Annotated in this window: 16 protein-coding genes; 7 read left to right on the top strand and 9 right to left on the bottom strand. The window is 42.0% G+C overall.

The window, feature by feature from the left end:
* Positions 1-104 precede the first annotated feature (104 nt).
* Together rsmD and hisH are read right to left on the bottom strand one after the other, a co-directional pair.
* On the bottom strand, positions 105-695 hold the full coding sequence (gene rsmD / locus NSTC731_RS18935; RefSeq protein ID WP_445626296.1) for a 16S rRNA (guanine(966)-N(2))-methyltransferase RsmD: 591 nt from the start codon (positions 693-695) through the stop codon (positions 105-107).
* 106 nt (positions 696-801) lie between these two features.
* The gene (gene hisH, locus NSTC731_RS18930) at positions 802-1,437 is read right to left on the bottom strand and encodes an imidazole glycerol phosphate synthase subunit HisH (RefSeq protein ID WP_322674225.1); all 636 of its coding nucleotides are present in this window, start codon (positions 1,435-1,437) and stop codon (positions 802-804) included.
* A gap of 58 nt (positions 1,438-1,495) precedes the next feature.
* Here hisH and NSTC731_RS18925 point away from each other — a divergent pair, with 58 nt between their 5' ends.
* From NSTC731_RS18925 to NSTC731_RS18915, 3 genes are all read left to right on the top strand, one after another.
* Positions 1,496-2,017: a pyroglutamyl-peptidase I family protein gene (locus NSTC731_RS18925; protein ID WP_445626295.1), complete on the top strand. Its 522-nt coding sequence runs from the start codon at positions 1,496-1,498 to the stop codon at positions 2,015-2,017.
* A 31-nt stretch (positions 2,018-2,048) separates the two neighbouring features.
* Positions 2,049-3,416 (top strand): DUF3370 domain-containing protein, encoded by a 1,368-nt coding sequence (locus NSTC731_RS18920; RefSeq protein ID WP_445626294.1) that lies wholly within the window; start codon positions 2,049-2,051, stop codon positions 3,414-3,416.
* A 167-nt stretch (positions 3,417-3,583) separates the two neighbouring features.
* Complete coding sequence (locus NSTC731_RS18915) at positions 3,584-4,021, top strand: response regulator (RefSeq protein WP_445626293.1); 438 nt, start codon at positions 3,584-3,586, stop codon at positions 4,019-4,021.
* Positions 4,022-4,172: 151 nt separating this feature from the next.
* Here the strand turns inward: NSTC731_RS18915 and NSTC731_RS18910 are convergent, their stop codons facing one another.
* On the bottom strand, positions 4,173-5,501 hold the full coding sequence (locus NSTC731_RS18910) for a hypothetical protein (protein WP_445626292.1): 1,329 nt from the start codon (positions 5,499-5,501) through the stop codon (positions 4,173-4,175).
* A gap of 208 nt (positions 5,502-5,709) precedes the next feature.
* On the opposite strand from NSTC731_RS18910, the gene NSTC731_RS18905 reads away from it, so the two are divergent.
* A complete protein-coding gene (locus tag NSTC731_RS18905) occupies positions 5,710-5,970 on the top strand; it encodes an ABC-2 family transporter protein (RefSeq protein WP_445626291.1) in 261 nt (86 codons plus the stop codon).
* Positions 5,971-6,072: 102 nt separating this feature from the next.
* Positions 6,073-6,777, top strand: a complete 705-nt coding sequence (locus tag NSTC731_RS18900; protein ID WP_445626290.1) for a hypothetical protein — start codon at positions 6,073-6,075, stop codon at positions 6,775-6,777.
* Between the two features lie 162 nt (positions 6,778-6,939).
* On the opposite strand, the gene NSTC731_RS18895 is transcribed toward NSTC731_RS18900, so the two are convergent.
* The 3 genes from NSTC731_RS18895 to hetZ form a co-directional block, all read right to left on the bottom strand.
* Positions 6,940-9,243 (bottom strand): transglutaminase TgpA family protein, encoded by a 2,304-nt coding sequence (locus tag NSTC731_RS18895; RefSeq protein WP_445626289.1) that lies wholly within the window; start codon positions 9,241-9,243, stop codon positions 6,940-6,942.
* A gap of 349 nt (positions 9,244-9,592) precedes the next feature.
* The gene (locus tag NSTC731_RS18890; protein ID WP_445626288.1) at positions 9,593-10,570 is read right to left on the bottom strand and encodes a PatU; all 978 of its coding nucleotides are present in this window, start codon (positions 10,568-10,570) and stop codon (positions 9,593-9,595) included.
* Positions 10,563-11,768 (bottom strand): heterocyst differentiation protein HetZ, encoded by a 1,206-nt coding sequence (hetZ, locus tag NSTC731_RS18885; RefSeq protein ID WP_445626287.1) that lies wholly within the window; start codon positions 11,766-11,768, stop codon positions 10,563-10,565. The genes NSTC731_RS18890 and hetZ overlap by 8 nt, the downstream gene beginning before the upstream one ends.
* Before the next feature lie 205 nt (positions 11,769-11,973).
* Between hetZ and NSTC731_RS18880 the strand changes: the two genes are divergently transcribed.
* The gene (locus NSTC731_RS18880; protein WP_322682951.1) at positions 11,974-12,447 is read left to right on the top strand and encodes a hypothetical protein; all 474 of its coding nucleotides are present in this window, start codon (positions 11,974-11,976) and stop codon (positions 12,445-12,447) included.
* 554 nt (positions 12,448-13,001) lie between these two features.
* Here NSTC731_RS18880 and sds read toward each other — a convergent pair.
* Entirely contained in the window at positions 13,002-13,976 is a 975-nt protein-coding gene (gene sds, locus NSTC731_RS18875; RefSeq protein ID WP_445626286.1) for a solanesyl diphosphate synthase, read from the bottom strand.
* A gap of 940 nt (positions 13,977-14,916) precedes the next feature.
* Between sds and NSTC731_RS18870 the strand changes: the two genes are divergently transcribed.
* Positions 14,917-15,114, top strand: a complete 198-nt coding sequence (locus tag NSTC731_RS18870; protein WP_322693620.1) for a hypothetical protein — start codon at positions 14,917-14,919, stop codon at positions 15,112-15,114.
* A gap of 70 nt (positions 15,115-15,184) precedes the next feature.
* On the opposite strand, the gene murI is transcribed toward NSTC731_RS18870, so the two are convergent.
* Both murI and NSTC731_RS18860 read right to left on the bottom strand, forming a co-directional pair.
* Positions 15,185-16,051, bottom strand: coding sequence for a glutamate racemase (gene murI, locus NSTC731_RS18865; RefSeq protein ID WP_445626285.1), 867 nt, complete (start codon positions 16,049-16,051; stop codon positions 15,185-15,187).
* A 129-nt stretch (positions 16,052-16,180) separates the two neighbouring features.
* A complete protein-coding gene (locus tag NSTC731_RS18860; protein WP_445626284.1) occupies positions 16,181-18,094 on the bottom strand; it encodes an N-acetylmuramoyl-L-alanine amidase in 1,914 nt (637 codons plus the stop codon).
* Positions 18,095-18,260: the final 166 nt, after the last annotated feature.

Here is an 18,260-nt window from a genome sequence, read left to right as displayed (position 1 = left end):
GGGAGTGCTGAGTTAGGAGTTAGGAGTTAGGAGTAGAGACGCGATTAATCGCGTCTGTACAAGAGTTAGGAGTAGAGACGCGATTAATCGCGTCTGTACAAGAGTTAGGAGTCATATTGTTCTTCATCTCCTTTATCTGCTCCTGATTCCTGATTCCGAATTCTGTAGAAAGTAAGTGATGTGTTGCCGTAAACTTTCTGGCGGCAAATTTCCCAAGCGGGAATCTCTGGCGGTGTCCAACCTTGTGAGGCGTGTTCAACTGCGATTTCGCCGCTAAAATCTAAAAGTTGATGGTGAGCGATCGCTTCTAATACTGGCTGGTACAATCCACTGGCATAAGGTGGATCGAAGTAAATTCTATCAAACTGTTTACCTGATAAAGTCTTTAACTGCTGGGTAATATCTCCCCGCAATACTCGAAATTCTTGGTCAGCGTTAGCTAACTGCTGCCAATTTTGTTGGATGGTGGCACAGGCTCGGCTCGATTGTTCAATTCCCACTACTACGCTGGCTCCTCTACACAAAGCCTCTGCGCCCATTGAACCAGTACCGGCGCACAAATCTAGCCAGCGACAAAGAGCAATTTCTCCTTGCCAAATATTAAAGACTGCCTCCCTGACTCGCGCACTAGTGGGTCTAGTTTCTTTCCCTGGTAAAGTTTTTAGCTGGCGATTACCGTAAATTCTCAGGCTCATTATTCATTGGGCATGGGGCATAGGCCAAATAGGGCATTGGCATTAATTCAAGGTAGATGGTCATTTTCATTTATTAACAAATGACAAAGGACAAATGACAAAATAATTAGGCAGGAATTTTTTCGCGGACTTGAGCAACGAAATTAGACAGAATTTGCAATCCGATATTAGAGGATTTTTCGGGGTGAAATTGTACTGCCATCAGGTTTTCGTGAGCGATCGCAGCTGTGACGGTTTGAGTACCGTGAGTGATAGTTGCTGCACGGATTAACGGGTCTATTGGGTCAACATAGTAGGAATGGACAAAATATACCCAAGGATCGGACGGTAAATGCTCCCACAAAATACTTTTTGGTTGAGTGATTTCTAGTTGATTCCACCCCATATGAGGAATAGTTATGTCAGCTTCTGGACGAAACCGCCGCACTTTTCCTTTGATAATTCCTAGTCCTGGTTGGGTACCTTCTGCACTTGATTCAAAGAGAATTTGTAATCCTAAACAAATTCCCAAAAAAGGCTTACCAGATGCGATCGCTTCTTTAATAGGTTGTTCTAAACCACGCGATCGCAGGTGTTGCACTGCTGGATCGAATGCTCCCACTCCCGGTAGGACTATAGCATCTGCCTGCTCTAATTCCTTTGGAGAATAAGTAACATTAGGAGTTGCCCCAGCTTTTTCCAAGCCTTTGCAAACTGAGTGCAAATTTCCCATCTCATAATCTACGACCGCAATTACTGGCATTTACCTGCTCCTTGTAAATTTATTATGGAGGGTTTTTCTATTCTAAATAATATTTGTTATGAAGAAAAGAATTCTATTAACTTCTTTTGACACTTGGCTAAAAGATCAACAGTCAAATTCTTCTGATGATTTATTACTTGAAGTGAGCAAACTTGAGTTGATACCACATGATTTAACTTTTTTACGCCAGTTACCCGTAGATGTGCAACTTGCCAGTACTCAGGTAATGGAAAAAATCAAGGCAATCCAACCTGATTACATCATCTGTTGTGGCATGGCTGCAAGCCGTACACAATTAAGTGTGGAAGCAGGTGCTAGCTGCGAAGAAATTGTTTTACAGACAGAAGTTGATTTAGAAAAATTAGTGGCGGGAGCAGCAAAAATTCAAATTAGCTACGACTGTGGGAAATTTGTTTGCGAAGGTCTTTACTATTCAGTGTTGGAATACTTAAGCCAAAATAAACTCACGGCACGTTGTATTTTTGTCCACGTTCCGGTTCTCAATCAAGAAAATTTGATGGGGATTCTTGCCGATTTCGTATTAATTATTAACAAACTGGCACTTTCATCAAGTTGTTAATGTCTGTATGGTGAAAGAAATATCTATGTATATGTTGCCATTGTTACTAATTTTCCCAATTGCCCAATCAACTCCTGCCACGCTACCACCTGAAGAAGTCGTACAACCACAAGAAGTACGTCCTTTACCAGGTCAATTGGATACAGTGCCAACCTTTAACAGCAATAGTCCAGAATTAGTTTTGAAAGAAGGAATTTTACTTTCCACGTTTCCACCAGATGGGAAAAAAGTGCCAACAGCGCATCTAAATTTTCCCTTTCGGGGACGATTTGATATTTTTGCTCATCATGTTGCGAAGGCTGAACCACCAGAGAATTTGCGTTCTCTTTATTTAGGGATAATTTTGCATAACCCTGGTTCGGAACCGGTGAAAGTAAATATTTGGCAGGCGGCGAGTTATTTAAGTCAACCGGATGCACCATTTATTCAATTACCATCCTTTAGCCAAAATCCTTTAGGTAAAATTTTTGCAGGTCCTGGCGATCGCGTTATGTCTGATGTGCTTCGGGGAGTGCGACAAGAGATTTTTCCTGCCCAAATTGAGATTCCACCAAAGCAAAGTCGGATGTTACTCAATTTACCAATTCCTGTACAGGGATTGACACCACCTTTAAATGGTCGGTCTACATTCATCCGACTGCAAAGTGATGGCACTGTCTATGCAGCTAGCCTAGCGATGTTTGCACGCGAGAATCCTGATGGCAGCGAGCGATCGCCCACTTTAGAAGAGTGGCAGAATTTACTAGATAATGGCGATTTGGCTGTGCCGCGAGATAAAACTCCCACTCCCTTAGAAGAAACTGGCAAGCCAAGAATTTATGGGCGTGTTGCGGGAGTGGTTGGTGGTTCGCGATGGAGAGCCTTATTAGTAGATAATCCTAAAGCCAAGTATTTAACTATTCCCCAGTCTGGTCAAGTGTTTTCTTACGCTCTGAATACCGTGCATGGCGGTACATTAGGAACTGGTCAAATTCAAAGTGCACCTATGCTGGTGCGCTATCCTGACACCGCATATCGCGCTCATGGTAACTATGGAATTCAATATAATCTCAAGTTGCCACTATACAACAATACTCAAAGTTCTCAAACTGTTAGTGTATCCATACAAACACCACTAAAGGAAGATCGGTTAGTCAAACCAGGATTACGCTTTTTGAGTACACCAGATCCTCAAGTATTTTTTCGAGGGACAGTGCGAGTACGTTACAAAAATGACCAAAATCAGCTGCAAACTCAATTTGTGCATTTAGTACAAAAGAGAGGTCAACCAGGGGAACCGTTAGTTTTATTAAAGATGAAACCAGGCGATCGCTCTTTAGTAGAAGTTGACTTTCTCTATCCGCCAGATGCTACACCTCCGCAAGTATTAACAGTCTCAACTCAAGCTGAACCTCGGTGATGAGTTATGGGTAATGGGTAATCTCCAAGTACCTATTACCAAAAAATAATTAAAGCCTGTTCTCAAGCTTTTCACTCCAAGTTTGTATATTTAGGCTGAATACTTATTTTGTTCTATGCATTGCAATAGAAATAGCAGACTAAGTAGATAGCTAATAAGAGGACGATATGGCAACGAATCAAAAAATCAATCAAGAAACTGAGTTAAATTCGCTTCAGCCGCTTGTTGGAATCTTGATTTTACTGGTAGAGGATGAGCCAGATATTGCAGATTTGCTCATTTTCATTTTGGAAGCAGCTGGTGCGGAGGTTATGGCTTTAACCGATGCAGAAGCAGCCCTTGCCTTAGTTGAATCGCTCCATCCCGATATTCTGGTGTGCAATATGAAGTTGCCCGATCGCGATGGAAATTGGTTAATTGAGCAAATTCGAGTACATTCTTGCCCATCTATAAGACAGTTGCCTGCGATCGCTATCACTTCTTATACACGGGAAGTCTCAAGCTATAAAGCTTTGAATGCTGGTTTTAATCGATTTCTAGTCAAGCTTGAGAGTCCAGAAGAAATTGTAGATGAGATTGTTTACCTGTTATCTTCCGATCTTTAAATATAAGTAGCTAGCCTCGATCTCGTTTTTGATCGTGATTTCAGACAATACTCTGTGGGAGCGCACAGCTAGCTATACACTCCTAAAAACGATTTTAAGAAAAGAAACCATAGAACCCTAAATGAGTAGGGTAAAATGTTGCATATATTTATTAACCTCGTTGAAAACCCTTTGCTGGCTTTTGTTGCCCCTTACCTTTGGGCTTAGATTTGTTAACTTCTCCTAAAGCTTCCTGAAATAAGTTATGCAAATGTATGGGTACACTGGCAATGTCTGGCAACTCTGGCTCGATAGGTTTGTGGAATTCTTGCAAAAGTGTATCCAAGTCACTTTCAAGCCTAAATGGACGTTGCAAAAATGTTTGCAACACATTTTCTAATTGAGTTGGATACTGTTGCGCTAATCGATGCCAAATAAAAGCATTAATACTTTTATCTTCGAGGTAGTAGCGAATTAGTTTTTCCGCTCCTTGAACACTTTGCCAATCCTCTGCCGATAAGATTGCTTGTACTTTACTATATGTTGGTAAAAACATTTGTCCCCAACGAGGATGAGAGAGAGCCGTTACCTGTTCTGCTTTCTTGAGTTCAGCAGGCAAATCAACCTTTGGCATCACCATTTTTTTGCTGCTTTTGCTGTTAAGCATCTCAGAGACTACATTGGAATCTGCACCAAATTCTTGTGCGGCTGCTTTGATTTCCTCGTCGCCAATTCCAGCTGCTTCTGCTACTTCCGCCAGAGATTTAGAAGTATCAATTCCTGCGGCTGCAAAGGTTTTCTCAGTAATTACTTCTTGAAATTCCGCTATTTTTTTATTCAGCTGGTATCCAGGTAGTGTGATTTCATCAGTGCCAAAAAAGTCCACAAACTGCTGATGATATTTTTCTACTGACTGCCAAGCTTCTTCTAGCAAGTCTGGAGCATCGCTGTAAAGATTACTTTTATAGTTTTCCTTAAAGTTACCAATTGCTACGGCAAGTTTTGGTTTACCTAATTTACCCATTATTGTGTAGGGGCCAGAAAACGTCCAGTAGCTATCGGTAACGGGAGAAATGCGAGTTAGCAAGATTTCTCCAACCTTCAACCGAGATATTGCCTGTAATGTTTGAGTATTGTTTGGCTTGACAATGTAGCGTTTATCTGTTAGCCAGTTCGTCAATTCAAAGCCATCAGGTAAAATATTAGTGATGGCAAACAAGCCAATAAAACTATGATGCCAACTGTTTATCAGTCTGCGATCGCTTTCTGCTAAATCTGGATGGCTTTCGATAAACAAGTCTAATGGTGACTTATCACCAACTTTCCCGTCTGTCAAAAAGCTATCGATGGTTAAGTCCTGCTGCGTATTATCCCCACTTCCACGGCGCAACTGTTCTGCTGCATAAGTTTCCAGCGCTTGTGCCAGTTCGCCTTCAGCATCAAGGACAAAATCAACTAAGGCTTGTTTTAATTCGTGCGATCGTTCTAATATGACATCCACAAGTTAATCTCTCGGTGCAACAGATGTAAATTATAGCCTTTGAGAGAATTTCAGCATCTAGCTATTGCTAGATTTATGGAAATGCACACTTAGCAGAATTGCTTTTTGGATATGGGATTGATTGGTTTTTTGTCAAGCCTGATGCGGTGCATTTGGCGTTGTTTACTGGATTGAGAGTTTCAATGGCGATGTTGTCGGCTTTCATATTTTGAAGGGTAGCCTCAGCTTTTATCTACGCAATTCCAAAGGACTGACACAACAGTGGCGAAATGCCATTCTTACCTTCAGTACTTATCGAGCAACTTTGTTTGAGGGAACGGTGAAACTACTTTTGTACACGTTGATTCCGGCTGGATTGGTGACTTATTTGCCAATTGAGGCATTGCGATCGCTATCTTTAATTCATGCTGTGCTAGCAGTGGCTGGGTCAACTACTGTGCTGTTGGTTGGTGCAGGTGTGTTTTACTAAGGTTTGCTTCGCTACTCTTCAAGGAATTTGATGCAGATGCGAGATTGAGGTCAATGTTGGTCATATTATAATATCTAGGCTTTATGTCCTCTAAAGGAACACATGAATAACCGCCCTTCATGCAAGTGTTTCCAAGCTTACTACTTGGGCAATAAATGGTCTGAGATAAAGCTGCATCAAGAGCATCAAGATATTGAGTGCGATGCATGGAAGCGATTATTAGAGCTTGTGGAGGTTGTATCCGCAGATGAGCGAGAAGAATTTGCCCCTGGACGTGAAATAGGCTGGGATGACTGGAGTCAGATTATCACGCTGCCTTCGACAATATCGAAACTAAAATCTGTTAAGCACTTGATGCTGTACGGGAGCAATCTTGTTCGCATACCTCCAGAAATCGGTGAGATGACGAATTTAGAAACGTTTACTCCCTACACATCCCATCGATTACATTGGTTTCCCTATGAAATTACTCGTTGCAAAAAACTAAAGCATAGTACTGTCAGTACTCGTACTCTTTATGGGAATTACAAGTTTCGCCCGCCATTTCCCAAGCTTCCGGTAGGAAAAACTGTGGAGGCAGATTCCTCCATAAAGTGCAGTGTATGTAATGCTCTTGTCATAGCTCCAAATTTACATCAAGTATGGATATCTCTTCCGGTAGCTACGGATGTTTTGCCCCTTCTTGTTAATGCTTGTTCACAAATCTGTATCGACAGACTTCCTCGACCACCAAAAACCTATGTGCAGGAACCGCACACTGGAGGGCTACATATCCAACAGTCGCCAATTGATGATTTCTACCGATGACTCTAAATACTGGACTTACTCAAAATTACACACTGTAGGGCAATTAATGAATTGCCACTACCTGACAATCAGGGTTGAGGCTATCGTTTTTATAAGTCCTGTTAGATGGACATATTCAAAATGTGAGAGTACACCTCGATACAAATAAACAATATTTTGAATCTACTTAGCAGCTTTTTTCAAACCTTGCCATCTTTGGCGCAATCGCTGCAAGTTAGGTGTACGATCGCCATAACGCCAGCCAACATAAGCTTGACAAATTTCATCTATAACCTCAGCAGTTGCTATAGGATGATGCTGGTATGAGACTCTGGCATACTCTAAAGGTGTTTGTGCTGGATGTTTGCCTAAACCTTTTTGGGTTGTCCATTGCAGCATTTGTTGATAAAGGCTCTCCATCGCTGGCAATTTCTTTAACCATCGGCGGTTGCGCCACTCTCGCCACTGACCCCAACCCAGCCAAGCGAAGAAAGCTGCTGTAGTTGACAAGATTAAGCCAGTTAATACACCAAACCAACCTTGAGAGAATAAAGCTAAAAACCAAGCGATCGCTCTAATCACCCACTTAAATATTGTCTCAAATACATTATTCAACCAACCTGTCAGCGGAGAAGGTAGCCAGCCAGCAACCCAATGCCACAATTGGCGCAATACGCTAAAAGTCTGAGTATCTTCTATTGAAGGTGGTATTAGAGGATGATTGGGAATAGGATCAAAGGCAAACCAACCATATTTCGGAAAATACACTTCCGTCATCGCATAAGCGTCAGTATTACGGACAACATACAGCCCTGTAAATGGATTAAACTCTCCTGAACTAAACCCTGCTACCAACCGCGCTGGAATCCCAATGGAACGCAACATCACCGTGAGAACTGTTGAAAAATGGTCTGGATAGCCTCCTTTTTGCTTAAACAAAAAAGTTTCTACCAAGTCTTCTTTTTCACTCAAATAAGGTAGTTCTAAGGGATTTTGAGGAACAGAGTAGCGTTGCTTTAAATATTGAGCTAAATAGAGAGTTTTTTCGTAGGGTGAATCCAGGCTTTTAGCAGATTTTGCGACTTTTTCTTGATTGTAGTTAGCGAGGATTTCTTCGGTACGTTGCCGGACTTTTTCGGCAATTTCGGGAGGAATTTGCAGATAATGCTTTTTAATTTGTTGCGGATATTTAGTAGAAGCTTCACCTAATTTAGTGCGATCGCGGTATGGCACTTCAGAAATTACTGTGTAGGTGAAACCTTCTGATAATTCTACAGGCGATCGCAATCCGTCTTCTTTATCAACAGCGATTACTGGTGCTGGAAAGTAAACTTCTTTGGGATAAGTCATCGCCGGAATCAGGTTAGGCAAATCCGACACCACTGTATAAGTTTGTACTACTTCTTGGGTTTTACCAGTGAGTACAGATGGGGAAAGAAAAATTTGGTAAGACCAAGGCGATCGCCTAACAGTCGTCACATTTTCATTGCGAGAAACTTCCCATCCCTTACCTGTATAGCGATCGAATGCTAATACTCGCCAAAAACCCTCAGCTTGCGATCGCACCCGCATCACAACCTTGGGTTTCATCTCCCCCCGCAGGTTTTGATTCATTTGGCTATTAAAGCCGTAATAAAAATTATTATCTACTTTACCTGGTTCACCTGTTTTATTTTGTGCCGTACCACCGCTACCACTGCCTTGATTCTCACCCTTCCCTTGGCGGACATAACCGGGGTTAATGATACTACGTCCTGTAAAATTATTTTTTACTTGAATAGCAGAACTTACAGGAAAATTCCGTAACTGATAGCCGGGGAATCTCGGTAAAACAGCAAAAATTGCCAGTCCCAAACCGACAATTAGCAAAAAAGTTAGAATTAAAAATTTAAAATTAAGACTTGAGGAATTCTTCTGATTGAATTTTTTCTTTTGAGTTTTTAATGGCTGCAAACCCAAGCGCGAACGATAATCTAATACTAGAGTTGGCAGAGCGATCGCTAAAAATAATAGCAATACAGGTGCAAATGCTAAAGTCTGACTTAGGGTTGCTGCTACACCCAATAAAATCAGTCCGATAACAATTGAATAGCCCAAATTTTTCCGGCGGGGTGTATCAAAGCTATGCAAGACCTGGAGTTGAATTAATAACTCTGCTAAACCCAACCGCGTATCATTCAACTCTCCGACTAATCGCCCAAAGAAAGCACCCAGTGCTACTAACATTCCAATGGCGATGCAGAATTTAATTGCAACATTGCGATCGCGGCGACGATAATAACTCCAAATTGCACCCACTAGACTTAGGGGTAACGCCCAAAAACTAAATGAAGTTTCAGCAGCAATATCCGTCGCTACAATTCCCAAAATAACCAACGCTAGCACCAGCACCCGTAAAGAAATAGAATCTTCCACTTCAATCAAAGGCGACCCCTGCGGATTTTGTCGCCAGAAATTACCTACAGGGAGACGCCAAAACCGATTCATCCTGGATAAGTTAAACATTTGAGTCTAGTAGAAGCAATGATGTAGATGCAACAAACACAATACAGGGGACGTCATTTGCTACCCTAGCACTGTGTTAAAAAAATGATATCTAAGGGGTAGAGATGGAAATACACGAGAAATGGGTGACACGGCGAATCGAGAAATCAAATACTTTCTCAATATCCCTATGTCCCCATATCCCCGTGTCCCTGTGTCTTTGTAATAACTGCTTCTCGTAGACACCCTAATGACCGTTTATTGAAAAATAGGATAAGCTTCAAAACCAGGAAAATCCTCTTAATATATATCGGCGTTGATTGAGATAGTGTGCTAGCGGTGGCAATTTCAACTAGATCGTGGGATTAATCACAAATAACAACGACTGTTCGTCTATTTCTGGAAATTCAACTTCCAGGGTATAAATTGGGTTAAGTTGCTCGCAGCCTAACTCTACATTTAAGTATCCCGAAGTCGAAGATGTTGTCATTGCTAAAGTGCCACTTCCCCGTAGCGTCAAAGTTCCTTTAACAGGTAACTCAGCTTGAACAAGTAACTTCGTAAGTTTACCCAGAGACTGGTATTCTACTCTGATGTTCAAAGCACCAACACTGGTTAGCCATTGTCTTTCTACCACCGGACTGGTTGCTGAAACTGGTAGAGTCAGATTTTCTAACAGTTGTTTAGCTGCTAGCAACGACAAAGCCATCTGTTGACGCGGTTGTAAATCTGAGTAATCGCTCTCAATAGCAGGCATTGTCTCCAGAGTACTTGCAGACCGATAGGTGCTTCTTAGCACCAATCCAGCTATGTCATTTAGTGCTTGAGACTCATTGGGAAAAAAGTTCTCCACCACTTGAACTAATTTTGCCCCCAATGGCACTGAAGATGTCACTAAAGCCTGACATTGTTCTAGCAATTGCTGGAAAACTTTTTCCGGTAAGCGGGTTGGCAAGGTCAACTTTGACTGTTGTACCATCCATCCCCAGCTAGGAACGAGTGTCATTGAAGGCTCATCAACAAAATCAGGATATTCGATTAATTGTGTTTCCCAAGGAAACAACGGTGGGTGTTCTTGGGCTTGGATTTGTAACCGATTCTTAAGGACAGCTTGAAAACGATCTTGCACAGTAGGAATTTCTCCCAGTTGAAAGGTCTGGGGCGTTCCTCCTAATTTTGGCTCACTGCTTTTTGAAGCAGTGGCTTCTTTGAGGAGGTTTTTTACCCCGTCATTTTCCTCACTTTCTACCGATTGCTCGTTATTTTTGACATCATCTGTCAATAACCAATCGAGACACCGGTGTTGTAAGGATTCTGAGTCACTATTCATGAGTAGATGCACCCGATCCGGAAACTAATGAGTTACGAATTTCCCAAGCTTGCTCAAGAATTTTAAACCATCGTTTTTGCAGTTGTGCCATTGACAGCCCTAAAATTTTTGCTATTTTTTCATCAGCTTGTCCTTGTTGTTTCAACTCTAATAAAGACCGTTGCTTATTGTCCAGCTGTGCTGTGTATACTTGCCATTGCTGGGGAGTTAAACCCAAATTGGTGTGCAAAGAAGCTTCCAGCCACTCGTGAACTAATTCCCAACGGTGCAACAGGGCAAACCGAATTAAATGATACTTAAAGCGCTGTTGCAAATAATCTCTCTGACGAGGGGTTAAACCTAAAACCGATTCAATTTCCTGTGCTGATAAATCTTGGAGGCGGAGAGAAAAATAATCAGCGCAGTCAGATTGTTGCCGTTGTTCGAGATAATTCATTAGTTCCGTAACCACAACGGAACGCAAGGTGTCTTCTTCGGGTTCGGGTTCGGCTTGCGTTGCCATTGTGGAGCGCAATTGGTGAATTGCTGGCTCTTCCCAAGAACCATCACCTTCATTATTGCTACCTTCTGCGGCTTGTTCTATATCTACGCTGGTTTCTGGGGGCTGCTGTTGGGAAAAAGTTTGCGCGCGCAGGATAATTAGCTGTTGCTGACGCCCTGGTAAGGGAATGCGTCGCTTGCCGTAGCGCTCGGTAAATGCCATATACTCGGACAATTCCAAGAGCGTCTGCGGGCGATAAGTAGCACCAAGTTGATTTTCTCGCCGGAAAGCGTTCAACGCTTCTAAATAAAAACTCTGGAGGAAATCTTCGATGATTGTCAGCCGCCCTTGATAGCTCAATTGTCTCTGAGGAGGATTAATGTATCGATAAATAATTGCACTCAAAGTACTGTGTAATTCGACTCTGCCCCGATTTGAACCCAACTGATAGTACCTGAGACACTGTTGCAGCCGATGCCGAGCCAAGGTCATCGCCGAGCTTTCTACAGATCCAGAAGCTTGGATACGTTTACTCTCATGACAAATCCGGTAGACTTCGGTGGTAATACGTCTTGCTACGTCGTGACAATTCTGTTCCGAAGCTTTGGTTGACTGCTGAAACTCCTTGGACAGGAGTTGAAAGATCGCCTCCACGCCTGTAGAATTTTCTCCCAGAATAGTTGCAGATGGAATAGTTGCGGTTGCGGCTGAATTCATAGTCTCGGTTTTCAAAAGACCCTAACTTAACTTAAATACAACCTGTAGGACTGTGGGTATTGGCTAGTTTGGTTTTACGTATAAGCTAAACGCAGGCCAATCCTATATTGAAGATATGGCTGATTTTATTATTCCCAATTCTGATGGGATTGTTCACACTTGATAGATGTTATTGCCATTACCCAAGAGTCGTATACAAGTCATTATGGATTTAGAAGCACAAATTCAATTGCTGATTGACAATGCACCCCGCGATGGTATGACACCACATCTTGTTGCAGCAATTGCTCCTGCGCTGAGAGCGATCGCTCAAAAATTACGCTACTCCCAGTACTATATTCTCCAGAATTCGGAGTCAAGCTGGGTTTTAACTACATTGAGCAATCGTGCTAACCCAGGATTAGAAAAACGTGTGATTTACGCTTTCCCTACCATACAGGATGTCTCTCTAATTTCCCCTGATGGGCTTGACCCTCAAATGCTAGCTAAAATTACTCCTGTCACCCATATTTTGTTCCAATTGGTGGCATTAGAACCCGTAGATAGTATCGTTTTTTTGGAGACGCCGGGTAAGACCACTCATACCGTCGAAGTTCGACGCACTGAACTAGAAAAACTCATGCAGAAACAGTTACGACAAAAGCGATCGCCTAAACAGATACCCCCTGATATTGCATAGAAAAAATTTGGATGTGGGATTTTTTAGATACAACCCCACATCCAAATTTTTAAATCTCAAATTTCTTTAAAAAAGTTTTCTAAATCAGTGAAAAAAGAAATTTTTTCTTTCCGTTACACCATACGACTGACTCAACTTTTGGTGAAACCTAAAATTGATTAAAAAATAGTTATCAGTGAACATTTTTCCGTTTTTAAGTTTTAGTTTCCTAGTGAAGCAGAGTTTTATACTTAAAAACTTTCACATCAAAAAATATCTCATTCTTGATTGTGAGGTGGCCAGTAACCAAAAGCGGACAAGTCTTTAGAGTGAACGCTCAGTCAAAACTATCCACCCCAGAAGTAGTAGTAATTTATTTTTTAGAAATCCCTAAGAACTTCCAAATCAAAACCCCACTTTCTACTTGCTAAATAAGTGGATTAAATTAAACATAAAGCTACCTCAGTGTGTTAAAGCGTTGCATAACACAACATTTCAGGTTTTCCGTGGGTTACAGAAGCCACAACACACCTACATCTAAATTCCCACTTTCTACCTAAGAACTGAGAACTGATTTAATAGAGGCGACTCAGTGTGTACTCAGCAATGTTAATCAATGCCTGGTGGGATTCTGAGAATGGGAGAACTGCAAGATGTTCAATTGCCAACTTAGCATGATGAGCAGCTAACTCTCGCGCTTGCTGTATACCTTGACTATCTTGAATCAATGCTAGTGCTTGCTCTAAATCTCCTTCTTGAGCAAACTCTCGTTCAATCAGCACTTCCAAGGATGGTTTTTCGGCTAAAGCAAATAAAACCGGTGCAGTCAGATTACCACTTTTGAGATCGGACCCCACTGGTTTACCCAAGGTATCTGTTGTACTGGTGAAATCTAAAATGTCATCAACAATTTGAAATGCTATACCAAAATGACGACCGTAGCTATACAGATGCTCAACAGTTTCTCGCGAGACTTCACTAAGTAACGCAGCAGCTTTAGAACTGTTGGCAATTAACGAAGCTGTTTTGTAATAACTCTTCTCAATGTACGTTTCAATAGAGATACCAGCATCAAAACGATTAAGTCCCTGCTGAATCTCCCCAGTAGCCAAATCCATAATGACTTGTGAGAGCAGTTTCACTACCTCCAAATTGTCCAAGTTTGCTAAATACCAGGACGATTGAGCAAAGAGAAAATCTCCTGCTAAGATGGCAATGCGGTTACTGTTAAAGAAACTATGAACAGTGGGAACGCCTCGCCGCACGTCTGATTCATCTACCACATCGTCATGTACTAAGCTTGCTGTGTGAATCATTTCTGTAATCTCAGCAAGGCGACGATGACGCGGTGTAATGTCTTGTTCTAACATTGTTGCCCGCGATATTAGCAGGACAATTGCTGGTCTAATACGCTTTCCCCCAGCTCCGAATAAATATTCGGCTGCTGCAAACAGAATGGGGTGGCGATTTCCAACTAGCTGTTTTAGGTTATCTGCTAGTAATCGCAGGTCTGCTTCCACAGGGGTAAACAGGGAGGTGGCTGGGGTCATGGATGGGCGGACTCTGACTTAGGTTACGAAAGTTTACATATCCTATACTCATTTTAAGATAACCCTGTGCCAGCGCAAAGTTTTCATCAGGTAATCCCGTTTTTATGAGTCTATGGGTGATAATTAAGGTTGTTAAGGTTTTTGTCAATAGGCAATTATACTTAATTTTGAACACTAAACTTTAAACTAACTTAAAAAATGAATTCTCAGTACACGGGAGACAGGTTACATTAAATTGTCTTAAGTAGTTTCTCATCTCACCTTCATTGCCACAGTTCCAAAAACAATTTAAGCAATATTACTTATTGACAAAAATTAAGTAATCCAAATTTGCCGCCAAGAGGCAAGGCTAAATTTCTCTAGATTGAGGTGTAGCTCTTCAAAAAATTTGAAATTTAGTAGCCCAATAAGCTCAAAATTTAGGGTCGTTGTGTTACGCTAAAATATAGGAATTTTAAATTTTGTAAGATATTGGCAGCCCAAAAGTTAAGTCAGCTACTAGTTGATTTTACTTAATTGGTGCTGTGAGTATAAAATAAATATTCGTCGGTAGATTAAGGGAATAAATTCTTTAATTTTTCCTACGATATGTAAAACTCTTGGTTTGGAGCTGTGTGATATCCCTATGGGAAGCCGCTACACGTACTTAGCGCACGTAGAGCGCAAGCATTGCTCTTTTCCCAGCAGTTTGAGCAAAAATAACGCAGATCGAGTAGACCGCTGAGAATCGTAGTTTTAGATTGCTAAACGGCAAGCTAACTGCTGTGGGATCTATGGTTTGCAAGAAGTCGCATTAGGTCATTTTTTGTCCGTAGAGGATTTTATCTCTATAGGTAATTTTACCATAGGAAACTACAGTCATCAAGAATGTACTTGCTTGGCTGAGGTTCTACTAATTTTATGAAATTTTATATTCGTTTAGAAGGGTGCTAGTAGAACAATGATTTACGGAAGTATACCTATGATGATTTTTATTTTAGCCTCTGGATATTTGTTCACAGTCTACCTGTTATTAGCACTGGCGAAGCGAACGGGTACAAAGACTGTTCCGACAAGTTTCTCTTCATCTACCGAAGGAAAACACAAGCAGGAGATATCAGTAAGGACAAAGGTAACTCAAGCAGTTAATAGTCAATAGTTAGGAGTTAGAAGTGAGGAGTTATTAATTCAAAACTTCTAACTCCTAACTTCTCACTTTTGAAATAGTTTTATTGGAGTTGGGAAATAGCGATATCGGTGAAAGAAACTTCTTCAACCATTGGGGTATAGCCTAGCCACTGCACTCCTGACTGAGAAAACTGTTGCGGACAACCGCTGACGGCGAAGCGAGTTGGTAATGGTAGATGAGTATTTCTTAAGCCTAGTAAGTCTAGTTCTTGCGCACAAGCTGCGACAACATGAACAGCTGGATCGACCAACTGGACTTGAGAGGGGAGGAGCGATCGCAGTACTGGTGTCAGGTGGGGATAATGGGTACAGCCGTGAACTAGAGTGTCAATTTCCTGCTCTAATAAAGGCTCTAGGTAGCCTCGTGCGACTTGTGCAGTGTAAGGATCGTGAATGCGGTTTTGCTCAATCAATGGCACAAACTCCGGACATCCAACTTGCCAGACTTGGACATCGGGAGCAATTTCAAGAATAGCGTGCTTATAAGCATTACTTTTAGCTGTAGCTGGAGTGGCAATTACACCAATCCGTTTTCCTTGCTGCACCGCAGCTTTTGCACCCGGTAGGATTACTCCCAAAATAGGTATGCTGAATTCTTGACGCACGGTTTCTAGGGCTAGGGCAGAACTGGTGTTGCAAGCCATAATCACCATTTTTACCTGCTGCTGTTGTAGCCAGGTAATAATTTCACGTGTAAATCGTAAAATTTCTGCTTGTGAACGAATTCCGTAAGGAAGTCTAGCTGTATCCCCAAAGTAAACTATTGATTCATTGGGAAGTTGTCGATAAATTTGTCGCAGTACTGTTAGCCCACCCACACCACTATCAAAGATGCCAATTGGGGCACGTTGGGGTTCTCGATTGGAAAAATCGTCAAGATTCCCTTCAAAAATGGAAGATGAATACACAGGCAGATATATTTTTAGGTTTTGAGATTTAAAATACAGAATTTAGCAGACAATCTCCAAATTGACCACTAAATTCTGCGCGTCAAAGAAGTTTAAATACCACCTCTTTAATTAGTAATTTGTACTATATTACCTCTGCTGTAAGTATTTTAGAATGCCACGAGCGATCGCTTCTGCCATCCGATTTTGATATTCAGGTGTTCCCAATCTGGGATTATCCTCGTAACCAGTCATATAGCCTGTTTCTACCAAAATCGAAGGCATGGAGCTTTTCCTCAGAACATAGAATCTCGCTTTGCGGGTTCCCCGGTCTTTAATAGTACCGATGTCCTGGAGAATGGTTTTACGAACTACTTCAGCCAGATTGTAACCACTATCGAAATAATATACTTCTAACCCATTGACATCAGGGCGATTATCAACAGAATTAGCGTGAATGCTGACAAACAAAGTCGCATTAACCCGCTTGGCAATATCTACCCGTCCCTGAAGTTCTACGAAAAAGTCGGCATCCCGCGTTAGTACCGCTTGTACACCATTTTGCTCTAAAATTGCTCCTACCCTTTTCCCAATAGGCAGAATTACATTCTTTTCTAAAAGTCCTCCCAAACCAGGGGCACCTGAGTCTTTTCCACCATGTCCTGGGTCAATAACTACTAGCAATTTCCCTCTGGGAACTGAGGGGCGTGGCTGTGGCTGGGAGATTGGACGGGGATTATCTATGGGATTTGGTAATTGTCCTTGGTCTGGTAATGGCAGAGGAGGTAAAGCAATGGGCGGTGTGATGCTGCTACTACGCCGTAATTCTAAAGCTAAAAGCTGGTCGCCAACTTGGTTGAGTTCCCCAATTTGTACTCCAGCGGCTGGTTGAACCAAGACGGTGACAGTATTGGATTCTTGTGGTTGCAGGCGTACCCGCAAAATTGGGCTATTAGGATTAAAAGTCGGGCCTGTGACTTTGGGGGCTAACTTAGCATTGTTGATAGTGATGCGGAACAGACCAGAGGTTCTATCCCATCCTCCTGTAGCAGACAAAGTTTGGTCGGCTCGAATCAGCAGTTGTGTACCATTATTAGCCAGTTGTACAGACTGAATGCTAGCAGGTGTATTACTTGGTGGTATGGGACGTGGACTTTTACTTCCAGGCAACTGGGCAACTCCACGACTGGGTAGAACCACAAAACCACCAACACTGCTAGTGGTTGCTCGCCAATTTGGACTATTTTCATCTACTTGTAAAGTCAGGCGAACAACAGATGGACTAGTTTGCAGCTGGCTGAACTGGATACGGCTAACACCATAGCGATTAATTGACAAATCTCGCTGCTCTAAACTTGGTGATAGAGTTGCGCCAGTAATATCGATGTTAATTGCCTTTTGATCGTTGCTACGATTTACCTGAATCTGAGGATTACCACCATTGGTACGGACAAAAAAACCATCACCAGTGACTTGTAAGTTCTCAATTTGAGTAACTTTGGCGACAATCATTCTGTTGTTCAGCGATCTGGTGTTCTGTGGATTTACAGAGCCACTTGTCACCACATTATAAATATTCCTTGGGGGGAATGTTGGTGTAGATGTTCTGGGTGAAGTATCAGAGGCTATAGCTTGTTCTGGTTGCCCTTCAGTGTTTCTTGCGGGTACATTGTCGGCTTCTGGCCTAGGTAATTGCACTGTCCAGCGATCGCCAGTTGTACTCACAAATTGCACTCGTTTGGGGTCTAAACTATAACCAGGAGTTAGTTCAACCACTATGCGCGTTGTTTGTTCGTCAAACTGCCCAACACGGATTGAACGAATTGCACCGCCCACCTGTTGGGTTAGCTGCGGACGACCAAATGAGGTTCCTGGTAAATCAATAACTAGACGAGTCGGGTTAAAAATTAATTGTGCTTGGGGTTGAACATCCCCTTGAGTATTAATTTCCAACTTGTTTTGATTGGCATCAAAACGCCAAGATTCAAGTCTCGCGGCCATTGCCGGCGACGATAGCATGAAGATGGTTCCAATAGTACTGGATAGTAACCAGCGTAATTTCACAGTCTTTTCTCCTGATTCACATTTATGGGAGCCGTCAACATCTCAACATATTGGCAAATCCTCACACCGTCACCGCGCACACTTGAGTTTTGCGCTGTTATTAAGACACAGCTAATGGCGTAAAATATAGCACGCTCCTCTGATTTTGCCATGCCATTAGCCTATA

This window comes from Nostoc sp. DSM 114167 (assembly GCF_052692655.1).
Note: the sequence above shows the minus strand (reverse complement) of the source record. Positions and strands in the feature narration are given on the sequence as shown.